Here is a 19,380-nt window from a genome sequence, read left to right as displayed (position 1 = left end):
CGCTTATGCGGGTAGTTGCCGCTTATGGGTGCAGGCCGAGCACCCCGGGAGCACCCGTGCCTTGACGACAAGGCCCTCTCCGGGTGTCAGCCAGTGCGGGCGTACCGCGGCAACCCAAGCCGGTCCATCATTTTTGTCGGAGCCCGGTCATATTCTGGAAGTGTGGATGGCAGCACAGCCTGGAGTGTGGACAGCAGGGAGGCCCTGGCGGCCTTCGCTGAGTCCACGGCTGCGCTTGCCGCCTTCGCCGGGGCGGGGGCGGATGGCCTGCCAGGCGGGGATGCTTTGCGAAAAGCTGATCCGTTCCGGGACGTGGATCTGTTGCGGGACCTGGCGGATGCTTGCCTGGACGGGATGGCGGAGATGGCGCGGTGGGAGGCCCGGGCCGCGGCGTTGAACGTGCGCTTTGCCGCCGAGTATCTGCAGGCCACCACGGCGTTGGCGTCCCCGGCGGTGTCTCCGCAGGAATGTACCGCCCGGGAGATGGCCGTGGTAGCTGAGGTCGCGTGTGTGCTGACGGTCAGTGAACGAACCGCGAGTGCGTTCCTGTCCGAGTGTGTGGCCCTGACGTCTGGGTTGCCGTTGACGTTGGCGGCTTTGCAGGCCGGGACGATTTCCTGGCAGCACGCCCGGATCATCGTGGCCGAAACCGGCAACCTGGACCCGGCCGGCGCGGCGGGCCTGGAGGCGCATTTCCTGGACCCCGACGCGCCCAGCCCGGCCCGGGGGTGCCCGGCCGGTGAGCTCGTCCCGGGACGGTTCCGCGCCAAGGCACGTGCCTGGCGGGAACGCCACCACCCGGTCAGCATCGAAGAACGCCACACCAGGTGTGCTGCGGACCGGCGGGTCGAGTACGTCCCGGACCGGGACGGGATGGCCTGGCTCTCCGCGTATCTCCCGGCCGATACCGCCGCGGGGATCTGGGAACGGACCACCGCCGCGGCCCGCGCGGTGCAGGGCCCGGAGGAGCCCCGGACCCTGACCCAGCTCCGCGCCGACATCGCCGCGACCTTGCTCCTCGGCACCGACGGGACCGCCGGCGGTACCGATGCCGATGCCGATGACAACGGCGGGTGCGGGGGTGTGCCGGTCCCGCGGGCGCAGGTCCTGGTCACCGTCCCGGTCCTGTCGCTGCTCGGTGCCACCGACGAACCGGCCGTCCTGGACGGGTACGGTCCGATTCCGCCGTCCATGGCCCGCCGCCTGGTCGCCGAGGGCGCCGGGTCCTTCTACCGGGTCCTGACCGACCCACGCGACGGGGCCCCGCTGGAAATCGGCCGGACCAGCTACCGCGTGACGAAAGCCCTGCGGCACTGGCTCCGGCTCCGCGACGGTAAATGCCCCTTCCCGGGCTGCAACAACCACTCCCTGGACAACGACGCGGACCACCTTTTGGCCTGGGCCGATGGAGGCGCTACCGGGATCTCGAACCTGGGCCAGCCCTGCCCGAAACACCACCGGCTGAAACACGCCTCGGCCTGGACACCCGCCGGAGCCAGCAAAGACCACCCGCCAGGATGGACCTCACCCTCCGGAAGGAACTACCCCAGCGAACACCAGGACTGGGAACCACCCCACTGGCCACCCGGCATCCCGGCCACGGACACAAACAAGAGCTTGGGCATAGACGTGGATATGAACTGGTACATGGGATTGGGCACGGACATGGACCAGGATCTGCCCCCTGATCCCGGCCGGCCGGAGCCCCTCGACGACACCATCCCCGAAGACCTACTGCACCGCTATGTGATCGAGGGCGTGCCGTTTCAGCGCGGTGGTTCAACCTGGTGACGCACGCTCACCAAGGCCCCCACAACCGCCCGCTTAGCGCAGGCTCTGCGTGTCGGCCAACAGCTGGGCGAGGACCTGCGCGGGCCGGTTCGTAGTGATCTCGTGGATCCCGAGCCCCTGGCAGAGCGCGACGTCGTTTTCCGAGTCCACGGTCCACACCCGGAAGCGGCGCCCGGAGTTGAGCCAGCGCCGGATGGTGCGGGAATGCCCGCGGACATAGTCGATGCCCGGCCCGGCCAGCCCGGTCTCGCAGTCGTCCAGGATCCGCTCGGCTTCGGTTTGCGCCGCCTTCATCAGGTTCGCGAGCGCGCCGCCGGTAAGCGCCCCCAGGCCGAGCTCCTCGCGGATCTCCAAGACGTCGACGTCGTCCACGAGCTGGCACACGGCGTCGGAGGGGACTGACTTCAGCAGGTGTTTTACCGAGTCCGGGCTGAAGCTCATGAAGGACACCGTGATGTTGCCGAGCCGGGACGTCGCCGGGTCCCAGCCCTGTGACTGGAGGACCTCCAGGACCCGGTCCTCCAGCTTGAGCTGGAAGGGGCTGGGGTGTTTGAGCTCAATCGCCAGGCCGATCTCCCGGCCCGCGGCCTGCAGCAGCACCAGCAGCTCCGGAAGCGTCAGCAGCTGGGTGGACCTGGCACCGTAGGCGTCCGGAATCCTGGCGCCCTTCCAGGACGAGAAGTCCAGCTGCCGGAGCTCGTGGAGGGTCCGGTCCGCCACCGGGCCGGTGCCGTCCGAGGTGCGGTCCAGGTTGGCGTCGTGCAGCAGCACCGCGTGCTGGTCGCGGGTGAGGTGGATGTCGCATTCCACACCGTCGGCGCCGTCGGCGATTGCCTGCAGGTAGGCGGCGCGGGTGTGCTCGGCGAACGCCCCGCTTGAACCGCGGTGGGCGTAGACCAGCGGACGGGCTGCGGTGGACTCGTCAGTCGTCATGCTGACACGTTAGCCGACAGCCGCTGCCAAAGCGGGACTAGGCTGGGCACATGCAGGTGAATACTGAGACAAGTACCCGTACGGAAGGCCACGGCGACGCCGGAACCGCCGCGGCGGGCGGTGCCGCCCGCCGCCAAACCGTGGCCGCCGGCGACGCCGAGAAGGCGTCCGCGCTGCGGAAGATGAAGCTGCTGGCGCTCTCGCTGCTGGTCCTGATGGCGATCATCTTTGTGGTCGCCTTCGCCCTGCAGAAGCAGTACCCCTGGCTCGAATACGTCCGGGCCGCGGCCGAAGGCGGCATGGTCGGAGCCCTCGCGGACTGGTTCGCGGTAACGGCGCTGTTCAAGTACCCGATGGGCCTCAAGATCCCGCACACCGCCATCATTCCGCAGCGCAAGGACCAGATCGGCGCCTCCCTGGGCGAATTCGTGGAGACCAACTTCCTCTCCGAGCAGGTGGTCCACGAAAAACTCGCCTCCGTTGACATCGCCCGCAAGGCCGGGGCCTGGCTCTCCGGGCCCGGCGGCGCCGAGCGCGTCGCCAAGGAAGGCGCCGCCGTCATCCGCGGCGCCTTCACCGTGCTCAACGACGACGACGTCCAGGCCGTGATCGAGGGCATGGTCCGGCGGCATCTGCTTGCCCCGCCGTGGGGCCCGCCGGTGGGCCGGGTCGCCCAGCGCATTTTTGAGGACGGCCACCACCACTCCCTGGTGGACGTGCTCGTGGACCGCACCGTGGACTGGGTGCGGGATAACCAGGAAACGGTCAACCGGCTGGTCACCGACCGGTCCCCGACGTGGGTGCCCTCGTTCGTGGACGGGCTCGTGGGCGACAAGGTCTACGTGGAGATCCTGAAGTTCACCCGCGCCGTGCAGTCCGACCCCCGGCACCAGGTCCGCCTGTCGATCGACAAGTACCTCAAGGACCTCGCGCAGGACCTGCAGCATGATCCGGTGATGATCGCCCGGGCCGAAGGCATTAAGGCCCAGGTCCTCGGCGATCCGGAGATCCGGGAACTCGCCTCTCGCACCTGGGGGACCATCAAGGCCGCGCTGCTGTCCGCCGTCGACGATCCGCACAGCGAGCTGACCGTTCGGTTCAAGGCTGCCGTGCACGACTTCGGCACCCGGCTGGTGGTTGACCCGGAGCTGGCCGGAAAAGTGAACAAGTGGATCGGGGACGCCGCGGGGTACCTCGTGAAGACGTACCGCTCGGACATCGCGGGGGTCATCACCGATACCGTGGCCCGCTGGGACGCCGAGGAGACCTCGCAGAAGATCGAGCTCCAGATCGGCAAGGACCTGCAGTTCATCCGGATAAACGGCACCGTGGTGGGCGCCCTCGCCGGGCTCGCGATCTTCACGGTGGCGCATCTGACCTTCGGCTGACAATCCGACGCCCAGGCTAGGCGGCCGCGACTTTCGCCTTCGCCCGGCCCGGCAGGGCGAAGATCGTGAAAGCCAGCGCAGCCAGCGCCGTGACCACCAGCAGCAGCAGCCCGATCGAGTAGCTGCGCGTCGCGGCGTCGTACGTTGCCCCCATGATCAGCGGCGGGAAGTAGCCGCCCAGGCCGCCGGCGGCGCTGACCACTCCGCTGATGCTGCCGACTTTCCCCGGCGGGGCGAGCACCCCCACCCAGGCGAACACCCCGCCCGTTCCGAGTCCCAGCGCCGCCGCCATGGCCACGAAGGTCAGGCCGGCGGGGACCTCGCCGTCGGGCTGCAGGTTCACCACCCAGGCGAGGACCGCGACGCCGGCCAGGGAAGTGATCACCACGTGCTTGGGCCCGAACTTGTCCGCGAGCACACCGCCCACCGGCCGTGCCAGGACGGCGGCCAGCGCGAAGCCGGCGGTCCGGGCGCCGGCACCGCTCGGATCGAAGCTGTAGACGTCGCGGAGGTAGGTGGGCAGGTAGGTGGCGAAGGAGACGAAGCCGCCGAAGACCACGGCGTAGAGGAAGCACATCTTCCAGGTGACCGGGGTCTTCACGGCGTCGAGCAGCTTGGGCAGGACGGGGAGGTTGTTGCGGGTCCAGCCCGGGGATTCCTTCATCAGGAACCAGACCAGGGCCGCCATGACCGCGAGGATCGCGGCGATCAGCAGGTGCGTCGGGAAGTACCCGATCCCGGCGACCAGCCTCGGGTTCAGGAAGGCGGCCAGCGCCGTGCCGCCCATCCCGGCGCCGAAGACGCCGGTGGCAAAGCCGCGCCGGGACGGCTCGTACCAGGCGCTGACGAAGGGGATCCCGACGGCGAAGACCGTTCCGGCGACGCCCAGCAGCAGCCCGGCACCGAGCACCAGGGCGAAGGAACTGAGGAGCCCGCCGACAGCCACGAGCAGGATCGGCAGGATCGAGGCCAGCAGCACGAAGGTGAACATGGCCCGGCCGCCGTACCGGTCCGTCAGGGTGCCGACGACGATCCGGCCCAGCGAGCCGACGAACACCGGCATGGCCACGAGCACGCCGGTGGCGGCAGGGGTGAGCTCGAGGGTCTGCGTGTAGAAGGCGCCGAGCGTGGCCACCGAGTTCCAGGCCCAGAAACCGACCACCGACGCCGAGGTGGCGAGCACCAGGTTGACTGTCCGCCCGGCGGGGGCGGCCGAAGGAAGGGGCGCTGATCCGGCCACTGGTGGTCCTCTCAGTTCGACATCAGTTGTGCGCTCGGCCGGACCACGGCTCAGCGGTTGCGGGTGTCCCGGTCGCGGGTTCCGACGGCGGACCAGCCCCGGCGGGCGGCGACAGTGGAGTTCCGCGCGGCCGCGGCGCCGGCTTTGCTGCCATCCCTGTCCCGGTCCCGCGAGCGGTAGACGATGTAGGGGCGGAAAAGATAATGGAACGGAGCCGTAAAGGCATGGACCAGCCGCGTGAAGGGCCAGATGAGGAAGAGCGCCATCCCCACCAGAGTGTGCAGGTGGAAGGAGAACGGCGCAGCCGCCATGGCCGCCAGGTCCGGCTGGAAGATGAACAGCGAGCGGAACCAGGGGGCCACCGTCTCGCGGTAGTTATGCCCGTGCTCGCCCTCGAAAACACTGGCCAGGGTGGTCCACAGGCCGAACACAATGGCCGCGGTGAGCACCACGTACATGGTCTTGTCGTTCCTGGTGGTGGCCATAAAGACCGGCCCGGTGGTGCGGCGGCGGTAGATCAGGAGGAGGATCCCGCCGAGCGTTCCCACACCCGCAATGCCGCCCACAAAAAGGGCGTTGAAGTGGTAGAAGTCCTGGCTCATTCCCACCGCCTGGGTCCAGGCCATCGGGATGACCAGGCCGAAGAAGTGCCCGGCAATCACGGCGAGCAGGCCGAAGTGGAACAAGGGTGAGGCGATCCGCAGCAGCCGGGATTCGTAGAGCTGGGAGGATCTGGTGGTCCAGCCGAACTGGTCATACCTGTAGCGCCAGACGAGGCCGCCGACCAGCACCACGACCATCAGGTAGGGCAGGACGCCCCAGAGCACGATGTCCAGGGCGGAGATTTCGGCGGCGGATCCGGGCTCGGTTTCGGACACCAGCATGGTCAGGCCCCCTTCACGGGCAGCAGCCGCGGATCGTACGGGTCCAGGCCCACCGCTTCGGCGGGCGGACCGTAGCCGGCCATCCGCATCACGGCCTGCTCGTCCGCGGGAGACTTCCCGGGCAGGGTGGCGCAGATGGCCTGCAGGATCCGGGCGTGCGGAAGTTCGTCCCGGAGCAGCCCGAAGCGGAGCATCTCCAGGCTCGCCCGGAAGCGGGCCAGCAGGTCACGGCCGGCGGCAAGGTCCACGAGAGCGGCGTATTCCAGCACCATCGGCAGGTAGTCGGGCAGTTCCCCGTGGGTGTCCACCAGGATGTCGCTTTGCCGGTAGGTTTTCTTGAAGTTGCCCAGGACTTCGCCGCGGCGCCGGGTGTCCCCGTCCGTCCAGTAGGACAGGTGCAGGGCGTGGCGCTTGCCGAGGTCGAACTCGCGCACGTAGTGGGCCTGGCTTGCCATCGGCGGGTTGGTTTCCAGCGAATCCAGCACCTCTTGGAAGTCCGCGACCGCGCCCGGGAACTCCGCCAGCGCGGCCCGCATGAGCGGCACCTTGCCGATGAGCTCCTCGTCCGGGTAGGACAGGCACCAGGACGCCGCGAGATAGACCACCTGCTCGCGCCGGCTCACAGCCGTTCCCTGTCCGCCGGAGTACCCGGACCGTGCGGCGCGGGCGGCTTTTCCGCCAACAGCGCCTTTTCCGGGAACAGCCCGGCTGGTGCCCCCGTCCCGTCCCAGTTCAGCAGGTTCACCCGGCCGCGCAGCGTGGCTTCGCCTGGCGCTGTGCCGGAGGTCTGGCGGTCCCGCAGGGCGTTGAACGTTTCCACCGCCACCGGGACGGGCCTGCCGCTGGCTTCACCGAACGGGGAGGAATCCTGCATGCCCGGGCCGCCCTCGAAATCCAGTGAGCAGCCCATCTCCTCCAGGTCGTGGGCCTGTTCCACGTGCGCCTTGGGGATGACGTACCGCTCGTCGTACTTCGCGATCGCCATCAGCCGGTACATCTCGTACATGGTCTGGCTGTCCATCCCCACGGCTTCGGGGATGGAGTCGTCCGGGTCGTTGCCGAGGCTGATGCCACGCATGAAGGAGCGCATGGCCGCGAGTTTCCTTAGCACCGCGGTGACCCGGTCCGCGTCGCCGGCGGTGAAGAGTTCCGCGAGGTATTCCACCGGAATGCGCAGCGCGTCGATGGCGCCGAAGAGGTTGCCGGCGTCCTCGCCGTCGTGCCCCTGGTCGCGCAGCAGGTCCACCACCGGCGAGAGGGGTGGCACGTACCAGACCATCGGCATGGTCCGGTATTCGGGGTGCAGCGGCAGGGCCACCTTGTAGACCTTGGCCAGGGCGTAGACCGGCGAGCGCCGGGCTGCGTCAATCCAGTCCTCCGGGATGCCCTGGGCCCGGGCTTCGGCCTGGACGGCGGCGTCGTTCGGGTCCAGCAGCACGTCCATCTGGGCGTCGTAGAGTTGCTGGGGGTCCGTGACGGACGCCGCAGCCGTGACGGCGTCGGCATCGTACAGGAACAGCCCCAGATACCGCAGCCGGCCCACGCAGGTCTCCGAGCAAACCGTCGGCAGCCCCACCTCGACCCGCGGGTAGCAGAAGGTGCACTTCTCGGCCTTGCCGGTCTTGTGGTTGAAGTACATCTTCTTGTACGGGCAGCCGGTGACGCACTGCCGCCAGCCGCGGCATTTGTCCTGGTCCACCAGCACAATCCCGTCCTCCACGCGCTTGTAGATCGCGCCGGAGGGGCAGGAGGCCATGCAGGAGGGGTTCAGGCAGTGCTCGCAGATCCGCGGGAGGTAGAACATGAAGGTTTGCTCGTAGGCGAACTTGATCTTGTCTTCGGATTCCCGCCGGACCTTTTCCACGATCGGGTCCAGGTGCCCGTTCTCGGTGGAACCGCCCAGGTCATCGTCCCAGTTCGCCGACCAGGTGATCTTTGTGTCCTTCCCGGTGATCAGGGACTTGGGCCGGGCCACCGGAAAATCGTCGCCCAGCGGCGCGTCCACGAGGGTCTTGTAGTCGTAGGTCCACGGCTCGTAGTAGTCCTTGAGCTCGGGCTGGACCGGGCTGGCGAAGATCCCGAAGAGCTTCTTGACCCGGCCGCCGGCCTTGAGGACCAGCTTGCCGCGCTTGTTCAGCGCCCAGCCGCCGCGCCACCTGTCCTGGTCCTCGTAGCGGCGCGGATACCCCTGGCCGGGGCGGGTTTCGACGTTGTTGAACCAGACGTATTCGGTGCCCGCACGGTTGGTCCAGGCCTGCTTGCAGGTCACGGAACAGGTGTGGCAGCCGATGCATTTGTCCAGGTTCATGACCATGCCCATTTGAGCCATAACACGCATCAGTACTGCACCTCCTGGGAACGACGGCGGACGGTGGCGACCATGTCGCGCTGGTTCCCGGTGGGGCCCAGGTAGTTGAACGCGTAAGCCTGCTGGGCGTACCCGCCGATCAGGTGCGAGGGTTTGACCAGCAGCCGGGTCACGGAATTGTGGATTCCTCCGCGCCGGCCGGTGGCCTCGGACTTCGGCACGTCGATGGTGCGTTCCTGCGCGTGGTGGACGTAGACCACACCGGCCGGCATCCGGTGGCTGACAATGGCCCGGGCCACCAGGACGCCGTTGATGTTCAGGCACTCCACCCAGTCGTTGTCCTTGACCTTGATGGCGTCCGCGTCGGCGGGGCTCATCCAGACCGTCGGCCCGCCGCGGGAGAGCGAGAGCATAAGCAGGTTGTCCTGGTATTCGGAGTGGATGGACCACTTGGAGTGCGGGGTCAGGTAGCGGACCACCACCTCCATGGCCCCGTCCTGGCCGAGTTTGGGTTCGCCGAAGAGCTTGTGCATGTCCAGCGGAGGCCGGTAGATCGGCAGGGCCTCGCCGATGTCGATCATCCAGTCGTGGTCGAGGAAGAAGTGCATCCGGCCGGTCAGGGTGTGGAAGGGCTTGAGCCGTTCGATGTTGATGGTGAAGGGGGCGTAGCGCCGCCCGCCCGTTTCGGAGCCGGACCACTCCGGCGAGGTGATCACCGGGACCGGGCCGGCCTGCGTCTGGGCGAAGGTGATGAATTTTTCCTCGGACCCCTCGGACAAGTCCGCCAGTTTCCGCCCGGTGCGGAGTTCCAGATCCTTGAAGCCCTGCACGGACAGCGCGCCGTTGGTGGTGCCGGAGAAGGCCAGGATGGCCTCGGCCATCTTCGCGTCGGTGTCGATCGCGGGACGGCCGTCCGCGGCGCCGCCGAACATCACGCCGTTGGAGCGGCTGAGCCGGTCCAGGGGTCCGGCGAGTTTGTAGGTGACGTTCTTGACCGTGAAGCCCAGCTTGTCGGCCAGCGGCCCGACGGCGGCGAGCTTGTCCGCGATGGCGGTGTAGTCCCGCTCCACGACCGAAAAGATGGGCATGTTCTGCCCGGGGACCGCGGGGATGGACGTGTCCCGCCAGTCCCGGACGATCCCGCCGGGCTGGGCGAGCTGGCCCGGGGTGTCGTGCTGCAGCGGCACGCTGACCAGGTCCCGGCGCACGCCCAGGTGTGTCTTGGCCATCCGGGAGAACTCCTGGGCCAGCAGGTGGAACATGTCGAAGTCCGTTTTCGTCTCCCACGGAGGATCGATCGCCGGGGTAAAGGCGTGCACGAAGGGGTGCATGTCCGTGGAGGACAGGTCATGCTTCTCGTACCAGGTGGCGGCCGGGAACACGACGTCGGACAGCAGCGTGGTGGAGGTCATCCGGAAGTCCGCGGAGACCAGCAGGTCCAGTTTCCCTTCCGGCGCCTGATCGTGCCATTTCACGTCCCGGGGCTTGAGGCCTTCGGCGTGGTCCTTGCCCAGGACATTGTTGTGGGTCCCCAGCAGGTTCCGCAGGAAGTACTCGTTGCCCTTGGCGGAAGATCCGAACAGGTTGGAGCGCCACAGCACGAGCGTCCGCGGCCAGTTCTCCGGGGCGTCCACGTCCTCGATCGCCGGGTTCAGGGTGCGGTTCTTGAGCGCGTCCGCGATAAAGCTGGGGGTGTCCTGCGCCGTGCCGGCGGCGACGGCGGCCTCCGCCTCGTCCGCGAGGTCCAGAGGGTTCCGGTCGAACTGAGGGTAGAAAGGCATCCAGCCGAGCCGGGCGGACTGGGCCAGCGCGTCCGCGGTGTGCATGCCGTCCATCGCCCCTGTGGACAGCGGGGACTTCAGCGCATCCGCGGAGTAACCGTCCTGGCGCCACTGGTCCGTGTGCATGTACCAGTAGCCGGTGCCGATCATGGTCCGGGGCGGGCGTGACCAGTCCAGCGCATTGGCCAGCGACAACCAGCCGGTGACCGGCCGGGTCTTTTCCTGTCCCACGTAGTGGGCCCAGCCGCCGCCGTTGCGGCCCATGCAGCCGGTCAGCATCACGAGTGCCAGCACCGCCCGGTAGGTGGTGTCGCCGTGGAACCACTGGCAGATGCCGGCGCCCATGATGATCATGGACCGGCCCTTGGACTGCTCGGCGTTGCGGGCGAATTCGCGCGCCACCCGGATGCAGGCCTGCGCGGGGACGGACGTGATCTCCTCCTGCCAGGCCGGGGTGTAGGGCGTCGCGGCGTCGTCATAACCGGTGGCCCACTCCCCCGGCAGGCCTTCGCGGCCGACGCCATACTGGGCCAGCATGAGGTCGAACACGGTGGTGACCAGCTCGCCCTCCACCTCAATGACGGGCACTCCGCGCCGGAGTACGCTGCCGGTGCCGTCCGCCTCCTCGAAGCAGGGCAGCAGGATCTCGGCACTGGCCCCGGAGACCTCACGCAGCGACAGCGCCGGTTCGATCCCCTCCAGGTCCAGGTTCCATTTGCCCTCCCCGCTGCCGGAGTAGCGGAACCCCATGGAGCCGTTGGGAACTGCTGGGCGTCCGGACTTCTTGTCGAACAGCACGGTGCGGAACGCCGCGTCCTCGGCCAGGGACTCGGCCGGTATGTCCCTGGCGGTGAGGAACTTCGACGGGGTAAGGGAGCCGTCGTCGCGCCGTTCGAGCCGGACCAGGAACGGCAGGTCCGTGTATTGGCGGACGTAGTCGGAGAAGAACGGGACCTCGCGGTCGATGAAGAATTCCTTCAGCATCACGTGGCCCATCGCCATGGCCAGCGCGGCGTCGGTTCCGGCCTGGGCGGGGAGCCATTCGTCGGCGAACTTCGTGTTGTCCGCATAGTCCGGGCTGACCGTCACCACCTTGGTGCCGCGGTACCGCACTTCAGCCATCCAGTGCGCATCCGGGGTCCGGGTGACGGGGACGTTGGAGCCCCACATCATCAGGTAGCCCGCGTCCCACCAGTCGCCGGATTCCGGGACGTCGGTCTGGTCGCCGAAGACCTGCGGGCTGGCCACGGGCAGGTCAGCGTACCAATCATAGAAGGACGTCATCACCCCGCCGATCAGCTGGATGAAGCGGGTTCCGACCGCGTGCGAGACCATCGACATCGCGGGGATCGGCGAGAAGCCGGCGCAGCGGTCCGGCCCGTAGTTCTTGATCGTGTTCACGTGCGCGGCGGCCGCGATTTCGATCGCTTCCTGCCAGGAGACCCGGACCAGGCCGCCCTTGCCGCGGGCCAGCTGGTAGCGGCGGCGCCGCTCCGGGTCCCCCACGACGTCGGCGAAGGCCAGCACCGGGTCGCCCAGCCGGGCCTTGGCCTCGCGGTACATCTCCACGAGGACACCCCGCGCGTAGGGGAACCGGACCCGGGTGGGCGAGTAGGTGTACCAGGAGAAGGCCGCCCCGCGCGGGCAGCCCCGCGGCTCGTATTCCGGGCTGTCCGGACCCACGGAGGGGTAGTCGGTCTGCTGGGACTCCCAGGTGATGATGCCGTCCTTGACATACACCTTCCAGGAGCACGAGCCGGTGCAGTTCACCCCGTGGGTGGAGCGGACCACCTTGTCGTGGCTCCACCGGTCCCGATAGAAGATGTCACCCTTGCGGCCGCCTTCCCGGAACACTGCCCTGCCGTCCTCGGTTTGGTCCCATTTCGTGAAAAACCGGCCGAGCTTCAACATTGCTTCCGAGGCGGGTCCATCTAACCCCGCGGGGCCTCCGGCAGTCATGCCCCAAAGCTAGGTTGCCGTTTCTGGCCCGGATAGGGCCCTACGGCACTAGGCAAATCCCCGTGAGGAAAGGGCGGCTGGCCACATTCAGGCCGGCTTCAGGCGAAACTCTCCAGTTCGACGCCGGCGCTTTCGAGTGCGGCGCGGATCGCGGTGGCCGTGGCGAGGGATCCGGGGGTGTCGCCATGGATGCACAGCGACTGCGGTTCGATCCGGAGCACGGTGCCGTCAATGGCCTCGACCTCGCCCTTCGTGGCGAGGCGCACCGCGCGTTCGGTGATCCGGCCGACGTCGTCCAGCATGGCGCCGTCCTGCGAGCGCGGCACGAGGGTGCCGTCCGGGAGGTAGCCGCGGTCAGCGAAGGCCTCGGTGAAGACCGGGTGGCCGGCTTCCTGGGCGATGCCGAGCAGGGCGGAGCCCGGGAACCCCAGGACGGGAAGACCCGGATCGTAGGCCTGAATGGCGGCGACCACGGCGGAGGCCTGCTCGGCGTCGCGCACTGTCCGGTCGTAGAGCGCCCCATGCAGCTTGACGTAGTCCACCGAGGCGCCGACGGCGTGCGCCACCCCGTCCAGGGCGCCGAGCTGGTACAGCACGGCGCCGAAGAGGTCATCGAAGGTGATGTCCATGGCCCGGAGGCCGAAACCGGCGAGGTCCGGGTAGCCGAGGTGGGCGCCCACCCGGACGTCGAGCTCGTAGGCTGCCCGGCACGTGTCCAGCATGGTTACGGGATCCCCGGCGTGCAGGCCGCAGGCCACGCTGGCGCTTGTGACCAGCGGGAACATCGCGGCGTCGTCGCCCAGGGTCCAGGTCCCGTAGGACTCCCCCAGGTCAGCGTTCAGATCCAAGGCGTGCCGCCTTCCTGCGCTGCCTTGTCCTTGCTGCCCAGCACGGCGGCCGGGCTTTCGGTTTCCGCCGGACTGGCGGCTGCTGCCGGGCCCCCAAGTTCCCCGGGAATGACGAGCGGCATCGGGCCGAACGCTTCCTTGGCGTTCGCGACGACGGCGCGGCCCATCATCCGGTTGCCCACGCCGCCGACGACGGCGCCGATGCCGAACGGCAGCGCCCGGCCCAGGAGGGCGGTGCCCTGTTTTTTGAGCAGGGTCCGGAGGAACATCGTCTGCATCCGTTCCCGCACCGAGCCGAAGCCGGTCAGGGGGGCCCGGCGGGCGAAGAGCGAGCCCCAGGCCTGCGTGGGGCCCTTGCCCTGCCCCGCGGCCTGACCGCTCAAAGAGCTCAGCAGCGCGGTGCCCTCCTCGCCCAGCATGATCGCCATGACCAGGGTGCTGGCCTTCTCCGGGTCCACGAGCCGGACGCCGTGGAGTTCGGCGAGGGAGGTGGAGAACAGTGCCGTGGCTTCGAGGAACCCGACGGTCGCGGCGGCCGAGAGGCCCAGCGCGGCGACCGTGCCGACGCCGGGAATCACGGCCGCGCCGCCCACCAGCGCGCCGCCGCCGGTGACGGCAAGGAGATAGTCCCGTTCCAGCATCGCGGCGAGCTGCGCCGCGGTGGCCTGCGGATGCCTGCGCTGGAGCCGGCGAAGGTTCGCCAGCACCAGCGGGCGCTGGACTTCAACGGCCCGCAGGAGCACATTGTGGACGCCCGGCTTGGGCTTGCCCTCGGCGTCGAACATCGCGTTGTGTGCTGACTTCTGGGCAATCTTCACTGCCGGGTTGCTGCGCTTGGCCATCATCGCCTCTTCGTGAACTATAAGGGTGCTGAGCTTCGTCTGGTCTTAACACTAGGCCACGGGCCGCCCTGTCCGCGCCTCAGCCACCGTCCCGGGGCGGCAGTTAGAGCGCCCACGATTCAGCCACGGCCACGAACGCCGACGACGCCGGGCCCAGCGGCCCGGGGTAGACGGTGGCCGCACCGGGCCATTCCACCCCGAATTCCACGAGCCGGCCGGTGCTGCACGGCAGGTACACGTTGCTGAGTGAGGCGCTGGAGTCGCCGAGCTGGAAGTTGGGAGCCGCGAACTGCCGGCGGTCCAGGACGCCGCTGATCTCCAGCCCGGCCTTCCGGCCGGTGGCGCGGAATCCCTGCCCGGCGTCGAGCACCACGTCGAACTCGTCGTCGGTGTGGCTGATGGCGTCCAGCGGGAACCGGGCAGCCTCCGGGAAATGACGGGTCAGTTCGGTGGCCAGGGAGGCAGCGAAGAACTCGCTGGTGCCGTAGCTGCGCCAGCCCTGGAGCGTGGCGACCAGCAGCGCGTTGCCTGCGCCCCAGCGCGACCAGTCGACCGTCCAGAACGACGCGAAGCAGCTCGCCGGCTCGCCCGGCAGCAGCGTTCCGCCGGCGTCCACCGGGTGCAGGGCGAGTCCCGCGTTGGCGCCGAGGAGCGCCAGGCTGCGCCGCGCCGTCGCGGTGGCCGATGAGTTCATGACAGGAGCCTAGCCGGGTGCGCGTCCGCGGCGCGGAAGCGCCCCGCCGGCGCGTACCCGCAGGGACTGGGACGGGTCAGGACGGGGCCTCTAGACTGGAGCCATGCGCTCACTGAGGGCCCTCCGCCCGTTCGCGCACCGGGAATACCGCGTGCTGATTGCGGCCCTGGCCATCTCCATTTTCGGCTCCGGAATGTGGGCCGTGGCGATGGTCTATGAGGTGATCCATCTGGGCGGCGGCCCGCTGGAGCTCTCCCTGGTGGCGGCGGCGGGCAGCGTGGGCCTCGTCGCGTTTGTTCTTGCGGGCGGCATCGCGGCGGACCGGTTCCCGCAGCGGCTCCTGATCATCGCGGTGGAGGGAGCCAACCTTGCCGTCATCGCCGGCATCAGCGGGCTGGCCATGCTGGGCTGGCTGCAGCTCTGGCACCTCGCGCTCGGCGCGTTTGTGCTGGGCGTCGGGGCGGCGTTTTTCTTCCCCGCCTACTCCGCCATCCTCCCCCGGATCCTGCCGCCGGAGGACCTGCTCGCGGCCAATGGGATGGAGGGGACGATGCGGCCCATGCTGCAGCAGGCCGCCGGTCCCGCCGTCGCGGGCATCCTGGTCGCCGCGCTGTCCCCCGCGCACGCCGTGACGGGGGTGGCGGTATGCCACCTGCTGGCCTTTTCCATCCTGAACCTGCTCCATCGCCAGCCCCTGCCCGGAGCCGATGGCGGGGCGGGTCCGGAGGGCGGCGCCGGATCCGGGGCCCGTTCCGGCGAACGCGCCGGGACCTCCCTGCTGCACGACCTCCGGGAGGGTGTCAGCTACACGGTCCGCACGCCCTGGCTGCTGTGGACCCTGCTGTGGGCCTGCATCTCCGTGTTGTTCCTGATCGGCCCCATTGAGGTGCTCCTGCCATTCGTGGTCCGCGACCAGCTCGGCGGCGACTCGCGCATGTTCGGCTTCCTGCTCGCCATCATGGGCGTCGGCGGCGCGGCCGCCTCACTGGCCACGGCCTCGTTCCCGCTGCCGCGCCGCTACCTCAGCGTGATGATGGTGAGCTGGGGTGCGGGCAGCCTGCCAATCGCGGCCGTCGGCATCATGGACAGCTTCTGGGCGCTGGCTGCCGCGCTGTTCATCTTCGGTGCCACCGGCGGCATGGGCATGGTCATCTGGGGGACCCTGCTGCAGCGCCGGGTGCCGCCGCACCTGCTGGGCCGCGTGTCGAGCCTGGACTTCTTCGTGTCGCTGGCCCTGATGCCGGTGTCCATGGCCCTCGCCGGACCGGCGGCCGAGGTGCTGCCGGTCTGGCTCATCTTCCTGATCGCCGGGACGGTGTGCCCGGTCATGGCCGACGAACTCGCCCACCCGCTGGACCACCAGGTGGAGAGCCTCGCGGATGCGACGGCCCCTGCCGAAGCCTCCGGAGCAGGGCAGGCCGGCCCGAAGCAACGCGGGGTCACCTAGCGCCCATGTCCTTCGGGATCATGGGCGCCTAGTGACCCCGCGTTGCTATGGCGGCTCAGACCGCTGCGCGCACGATCGGGATCGATGCCGTCGGGAGTCCGCTCGGGAAGATCGTGGGCTCCGGTTCCGCGACCGGGGCCAGCGGTACCCGCACCGTGTCGCCGTCGACCGTGAATAGCTCGCCGCGCACGTCGATGTCGAGCGGCGCGCCCTCGCGCACGGTCAGGCTGATGGAGCCCTGCGCCAGTTCGAGCTGCAGCAGCCGGCCGTGGATTTTCAGGTGGAAGGACAGACCCTCCCATTCGGCGGGCAGCCGCGGGTCGAAGTACGGCACGGCGCCCTGGTCGCGCAGGCCCGCGAAGCCGCTGACCAGGGAGCTCCACACCCCGCCGGTCGAGGCGATGTGCACACCGTCGATCGTGTTGCCGTGGGTGTCGTCCAGGTCGATGAACAGCGCGTGCGTGAAGTGGTTCAGCGCCGCGTCGGCGTAGCCGACCTCGGCCGCCATGATGCCCTGCACGCAGGCGGACAGGGTGGAGTCGCCGGTGGTGATCGGATCGTAGAAGTCGAAGGCGCGGCGCTTTTCCTCTGCGGTGAAGTCCTGCCACTGCAGGAACATGGCCAGCACGCTGTCCGCCTGCTTGAGGACCTGGTGGCGGTAGATCACCAGGGGGTGGAAGTGCAGCAGCAGCGGGTATTTGTCCCGGGGCGTGCTCCAGTCCCACGGCTCCAGGGTCATGAAGTCGTTGTCCTGCGAGTGCACCTGGAGGTCCTCGTCATAGGGCAGCTGCATCCGGGTGGCGGCCTGCTCCCAGAGCTGGCGTTCGGCGTCGTCGATGTCCGGGTGGTCCAGCGCGGCCGCGGCGCGCAGGTTAAACCGGGCCATGACATTGGTGTACAGGTTGTCGTTGACGACGGCGGTGTACTCGTCCGGGCCGGTGACGCCGTGGATGTGGAAGAGCCCGTCCTTGCCGAAGAAGCCCAACGAGACCCACATCCGTGCGGTCTCGATCAGCAGCTCGGAGCCCAGGGTCTCCTGGAACGCCTGGTCGCCACTGGCCCAGATGTAGCGGTTGGTGGCGAAGGCGATTGCGGCGGCGATGTGGTACTGGGCGGTGCCGGCGGCGTAGTAGGCGCTCGCCTCGAGCCCGTTGATGGTGCGCCAGGGGAAGAGGGCGCCGTCCACGCTGAGCTCCTTGGCACGGATTTTGGCCTCAGGGAGCATGTCGTGGCGGAACTCGAGAACCTGGCGGGCGTTGCCCGGGCTGGTGTACGTCAGGTACGGCATCAGGTACACCTCCTGGTCCCAGAAGTAGTGGCCGTCGTAGCCGGAACCGCTGACGCCCTTGGCCGGGATGCCGGCGATGTCGGCGCAGGCCGTGGCCTGCGCCAGCTGGAAGAGGTTCCAGCGGACGGCCTGCTGGAGTTCGGTCTGGCCGGCGAGGACGATGTCGCTCGTGGTCCAGTACTCGCGGTAGTGCGCCGCACTTTCGGCGAAGATCTCCGCGAGCGTCCTGAGGCCCGCTTCCGCGTCGTCGGCCAGGTCCTCGGAGGCCTGCCCGACGGCGTAGCTGACGCTCTTTTCCAGCACGAACGGCTCGTCGGCGCCGACGGCCAGAACATAACGGACGCTGCTGTCGTCCTCGTGCACCTGGGTGTCGAAGGGCTGCACCCCGGCGTTCGTCCAGTGGTCGACGGCCAGGCCGATGCGCTGCTTGGATTCGGCGGTCTCCCACGACAGGCGCAGCGAGCCGTCGCCGCCGTCGAGCCGCACGGGAAGCAGGACCCGCCCGGCGTGCCGGCCGGCGCGGCGCGGGTCATGGACCGTGTGGTCCTCGACCGGCTGGTCCTGGCGGTTGATTACCGAGGAGGTCACGTCCGCGGAGATGTCCCGGTCCGCGGCCAGTTCCAGCGAGATGCCGAGCGCACCGCGGGACTGGTAGCCGACGGCGCGGCGTTCGGTGGTGGTCACGGTGGCGCCGGAACGGCACTGCCAGGTGATCCGGCATTCGTAGACGCCGGTGGCGAAATCGACGCTGCGCCGGTAATCCAGCACGGTGGATTCGTCCAGGCTCAGGGTTTCGCCGTCGATGATCACGGTGAAGTTGTTGGCGTCCGGGATGTACAGGATCCGCTGGCCGGTTCGGGCGAATCCGTAGGCGTTCTCCGCGTGCTTGATGTCCCAGGTCTCGTGGAAGCCGTTAATGAAGCTGCCCGGCAGCTCGGCGTCGGCGGCCGCCCAGTGCGCTCCGCGGATGCCGAGGTGGCCGTTACCCAGGCTGAAGAGGGTCTCAAGCGTGCCGGCGTTGCCGGGCAGGTGGACGGTCTCGACCAGCTGCCAGGGGTCGTTGGGGAACCGTGCGCGGTCCGAGGTGATGAGGGCCATGGTTTTTCCTTCAGGCGGTAAAGAATCAGGTGGTGAAAGTCGGTGCGGGGCCGCGCGAGCGGAACCCGCGCGGCAGCGGAGGGCGGCTAGAGGAGCTCGTCGAGGTCGTTGACCACCAGCGTGGCGCCGGCATCCAGCAGGGTCTGCCGGCCGGCACCGCGGTCCACGCCGATCACCGAGTGGAAGCTTCCCGCGCGTCCGGCCTGGACCCCGGAGACAGCGTCCTCGACGACGACGCACGCCTCACTGGGCAGGCCCAGCAGCCGGGCGGCATACTCGTAGGTCGCCGGGCTGGGCTTGCCGGGCAGGCCTTCGGCGACGGCGACGACGCCGTCGACCACCACCGGGAAGTAGTCAGAGAGTCCGGCGGCCTTGAGCACTGCCGGGGCGTTGCGGGACGAGGAGACGACGGCGACCTTGAGCCCGCGGGCCAGTGCGGCGTCGATGAACCGCACGGAGCCGGCATAGGGCTTGACCCCTCCGGCCTCGACAATGTCGTTGAAGACCTTGTTCTTGCGGTTGCCCAGGCCGTGGACGGTGTTGTTCGCCGGGTCGTCATCCAGCGGGCCTTCGGGCAGGACGATGTTGCGGGAGGCAAGGAAGTCGCGGACGCCGTCGAACCGCGGCTTGCCGTCGATGTGGTCGAAGTAGTCGCTTTCACGGTAGCCGGGCGCCTCGGGCACCGTCTGGAGGAAGCCGTCGAAGAGCTCCTGCCAGGCGCGTTCGTGCACGATCGCGGTGGGGGTCAGGACGCCGTCGAGGTCAAAGAGGATGGCGGAGGCCCCGGTCCAGCTCGAAGGGGTGCTGTTGGAATGCTCAGTCATGGATCGGTTGTCCTTTCAGACGGCGGTAACAAAATCGGTGGGGGGCCACCCGCCG

Annotated in this window: 14 protein-coding genes; 3 read left to right on the top strand and 11 right to left on the bottom strand. The window is 68.8% G+C overall.

From position 1 onward, the window contains the following. Positions 1-162: 162 nt before the first annotated feature. A complete protein-coding gene (locus ABIB29_RS08950) occupies positions 163-1,791 on the top strand; it encodes an HNH endonuclease signature motif containing protein (protein ID WP_354171976.1) in 1,629 nt (542 codons plus the stop codon). A gap of 33 nt (positions 1,792-1,824) precedes the next feature. Here the strand turns inward: ABIB29_RS08950 and ABIB29_RS08945 are convergent, their stop codons facing one another. Continuing rightward, positions 1,825-2,724 carry a glycerophosphodiester phosphodiesterase gene (locus ABIB29_RS08945; protein ID WP_354171974.1) on the bottom strand — a complete coding sequence of 300 codons (900 nt, stop codon included), beginning with the start codon at positions 2,722-2,724 and terminating at the stop codon, positions 1,825-1,827. Positions 2,725-2,774: 50 nt separating this feature from the next. On the opposite strand from ABIB29_RS08945, the gene ABIB29_RS08940 reads away from it, so the two are divergent. Continuing rightward, positions 2,775-4,112: a DUF445 domain-containing protein gene (locus ABIB29_RS08940; protein ID WP_354171972.1), complete on the top strand. Its 1,338-nt coding sequence runs from the start codon at positions 2,775-2,777 to the stop codon at positions 4,110-4,112. Between the two features lie 16 nt (positions 4,113-4,128). Here the strand turns inward: ABIB29_RS08940 and ABIB29_RS08935 are convergent, their stop codons facing one another. From ABIB29_RS08935 to ABIB29_RS08900, 8 genes are all read right to left on the bottom strand, one after another. Next, positions 4,129-5,352: an MFS transporter gene (locus tag ABIB29_RS08935; RefSeq protein ID WP_354171970.1), complete on the bottom strand. Its 1,224-nt coding sequence runs from the start codon at positions 5,350-5,352 to the stop codon at positions 4,129-4,131. A 50-nt stretch (positions 5,353-5,402) separates the two neighbouring features. Then, positions 5,403-6,236, bottom strand: coding sequence for a respiratory nitrate reductase subunit gamma (gene narI / locus ABIB29_RS08930; protein ID WP_354171968.1), 834 nt, complete (start codon positions 6,234-6,236; stop codon positions 5,403-5,405). Positions 6,237-6,238: 2 nt separating this feature from the next. Continuing rightward, on the bottom strand, positions 6,239-6,859 hold the full coding sequence (gene narJ / locus ABIB29_RS08925; RefSeq protein WP_354171966.1) for a nitrate reductase molybdenum cofactor assembly chaperone: 621 nt from the start codon (positions 6,857-6,859) through the stop codon (positions 6,239-6,241). After that, positions 6,856-8,574 (bottom strand): nitrate reductase subunit beta, encoded by a 1,719-nt coding sequence (gene narH, locus ABIB29_RS08920; RefSeq protein ID WP_354171964.1) that lies wholly within the window; start codon positions 8,572-8,574, stop codon positions 6,856-6,858. The genes narJ and narH overlap by 4 nt, the downstream gene beginning before the upstream one ends. Next, a complete protein-coding gene (locus ABIB29_RS08915; RefSeq protein WP_354171962.1) occupies positions 8,574-12,284 on the bottom strand; it encodes a nitrate reductase subunit alpha in 3,711 nt (1,236 codons plus the stop codon). Before ABIB29_RS08915 ends, narH begins: the two co-directional genes overlap by 1 nt. A 98-nt stretch (positions 12,285-12,382) precedes the next feature. Then, positions 12,383-13,132, bottom strand: a complete 750-nt coding sequence (locus tag ABIB29_RS08910) for a LamB/YcsF family protein (RefSeq protein WP_354171960.1) — start codon at positions 13,130-13,132, stop codon at positions 12,383-12,385. Then, positions 13,123-13,974, bottom strand: coding sequence for a hypothetical protein (locus tag ABIB29_RS08905; RefSeq protein ID WP_354171958.1), 852 nt, complete (start codon positions 13,972-13,974; stop codon positions 13,123-13,125). The genes ABIB29_RS08910 and ABIB29_RS08905 overlap by 10 nt, the downstream gene beginning before the upstream one ends. A 103-nt stretch (positions 13,975-14,077) precedes the next feature. Next, positions 14,078-14,668 carry a hypothetical protein gene (locus ABIB29_RS08900; RefSeq protein ID WP_354171956.1) on the bottom strand — a complete coding sequence of 197 codons (591 nt, stop codon included), beginning with the start codon at positions 14,666-14,668 and terminating at the stop codon, positions 14,078-14,080. A gap of 103 nt (positions 14,669-14,771) precedes the next feature. Between ABIB29_RS08900 and ABIB29_RS08895 the strand changes: the two genes are divergently transcribed. Further along, complete coding sequence (locus tag ABIB29_RS08895) at positions 14,772-16,115, top strand: MFS transporter (RefSeq protein WP_354171955.1); 1,344 nt, start codon at positions 14,772-14,774, stop codon at positions 16,113-16,115. A gap of 55 nt (positions 16,116-16,170) precedes the next feature. Here ABIB29_RS08895 and ABIB29_RS08890 read toward each other — a convergent pair whose 3' ends face one another. Then, positions 16,171-18,501, bottom strand: a complete 2,331-nt coding sequence (locus tag ABIB29_RS08890) for a glycoside hydrolase family 65 protein (protein WP_354171953.1) — start codon at positions 18,499-18,501, stop codon at positions 16,171-16,173. A gap of 86 nt (positions 18,502-18,587) precedes the next feature. Beyond that, entirely contained in the window at positions 18,588-19,325 is a 738-nt protein-coding gene (locus ABIB29_RS08885; RefSeq protein ID WP_354171951.1) for an HAD family hydrolase, read from the bottom strand. Positions 19,326-19,380: the final 55 nt, after the last annotated feature.

Source organism: Arthrobacter sp. UYEF36, from assembly GCF_040547025.1.
GTDB lineage: Bacteria > Actinomycetota > Actinomycetes > Actinomycetales > Micrococcaceae > Arthrobacter.
Note: the sequence above shows the minus strand (reverse complement) of the source record. Positions and strands in the feature narration are given on the sequence as shown.

Excerpts from the sequence above, each read along its gene's own strand:
- ABIB29_RS08945 (WP_354171974.1), bottom strand. The coding sequence starts at position 2,724 with ATGACGACTGACGAGTCCACCGCAGCCCGTCCGCTGGTCTACGCCCAC.
- narH (WP_354171964.1), bottom strand. The coding sequence starts at position 8,574 with ATGCGTGTTATGGCTCAAATGGGCATGGTCATGAACCTGGACAAATGC.
- narI (WP_354171968.1), bottom strand. The coding sequence starts at position 6,236 with ATGCTGGTGTCCGAAACCGAGCCCGGATCCGCCGCCGAAATCTCCGCC.
- ABIB29_RS08885 (WP_354171951.1), bottom strand. The coding sequence starts at position 19,325 with ATGACTGAGCATTCCAACAGCACCCCTTCGAGCTGGACCGGGGCCTCC.
- ABIB29_RS08905 (WP_354171958.1), bottom strand. The coding sequence starts at position 13,974 with ATGGCCAAGCGCAGCAACCCGGCAGTGAAGATTGCCCAGAAGTCAGCA.
- ABIB29_RS08915 (WP_354171962.1), bottom strand. The coding sequence starts at position 12,284 with ATGACTGCCGGAGGCCCCGCGGGGTTAGATGGACCCGCCTCGGAAGCA.
- ABIB29_RS08900 (WP_354171956.1), bottom strand. The coding sequence starts at position 14,668 with ATGAACTCATCGGCCACCGCGACGGCGCGGCGCAGCCTGGCGCTCCTC.
- ABIB29_RS08940 (WP_354171972.1), top strand. The coding sequence starts at position 2,775 with ATGCAGGTGAATACTGAGACAAGTACCCGTACGGAAGGCCACGGCGAC.
- ABIB29_RS08895 (WP_354171955.1), top strand. The coding sequence starts at position 14,772 with ATGCGCTCACTGAGGGCCCTCCGCCCGTTCGCGCACCGGGAATACCGC.
- ABIB29_RS08890 (WP_354171953.1), bottom strand. The coding sequence starts at position 18,501 with ATGGCCCTCATCACCTCGGACCGCGCACGGTTCCCCAACGACCCCTGG.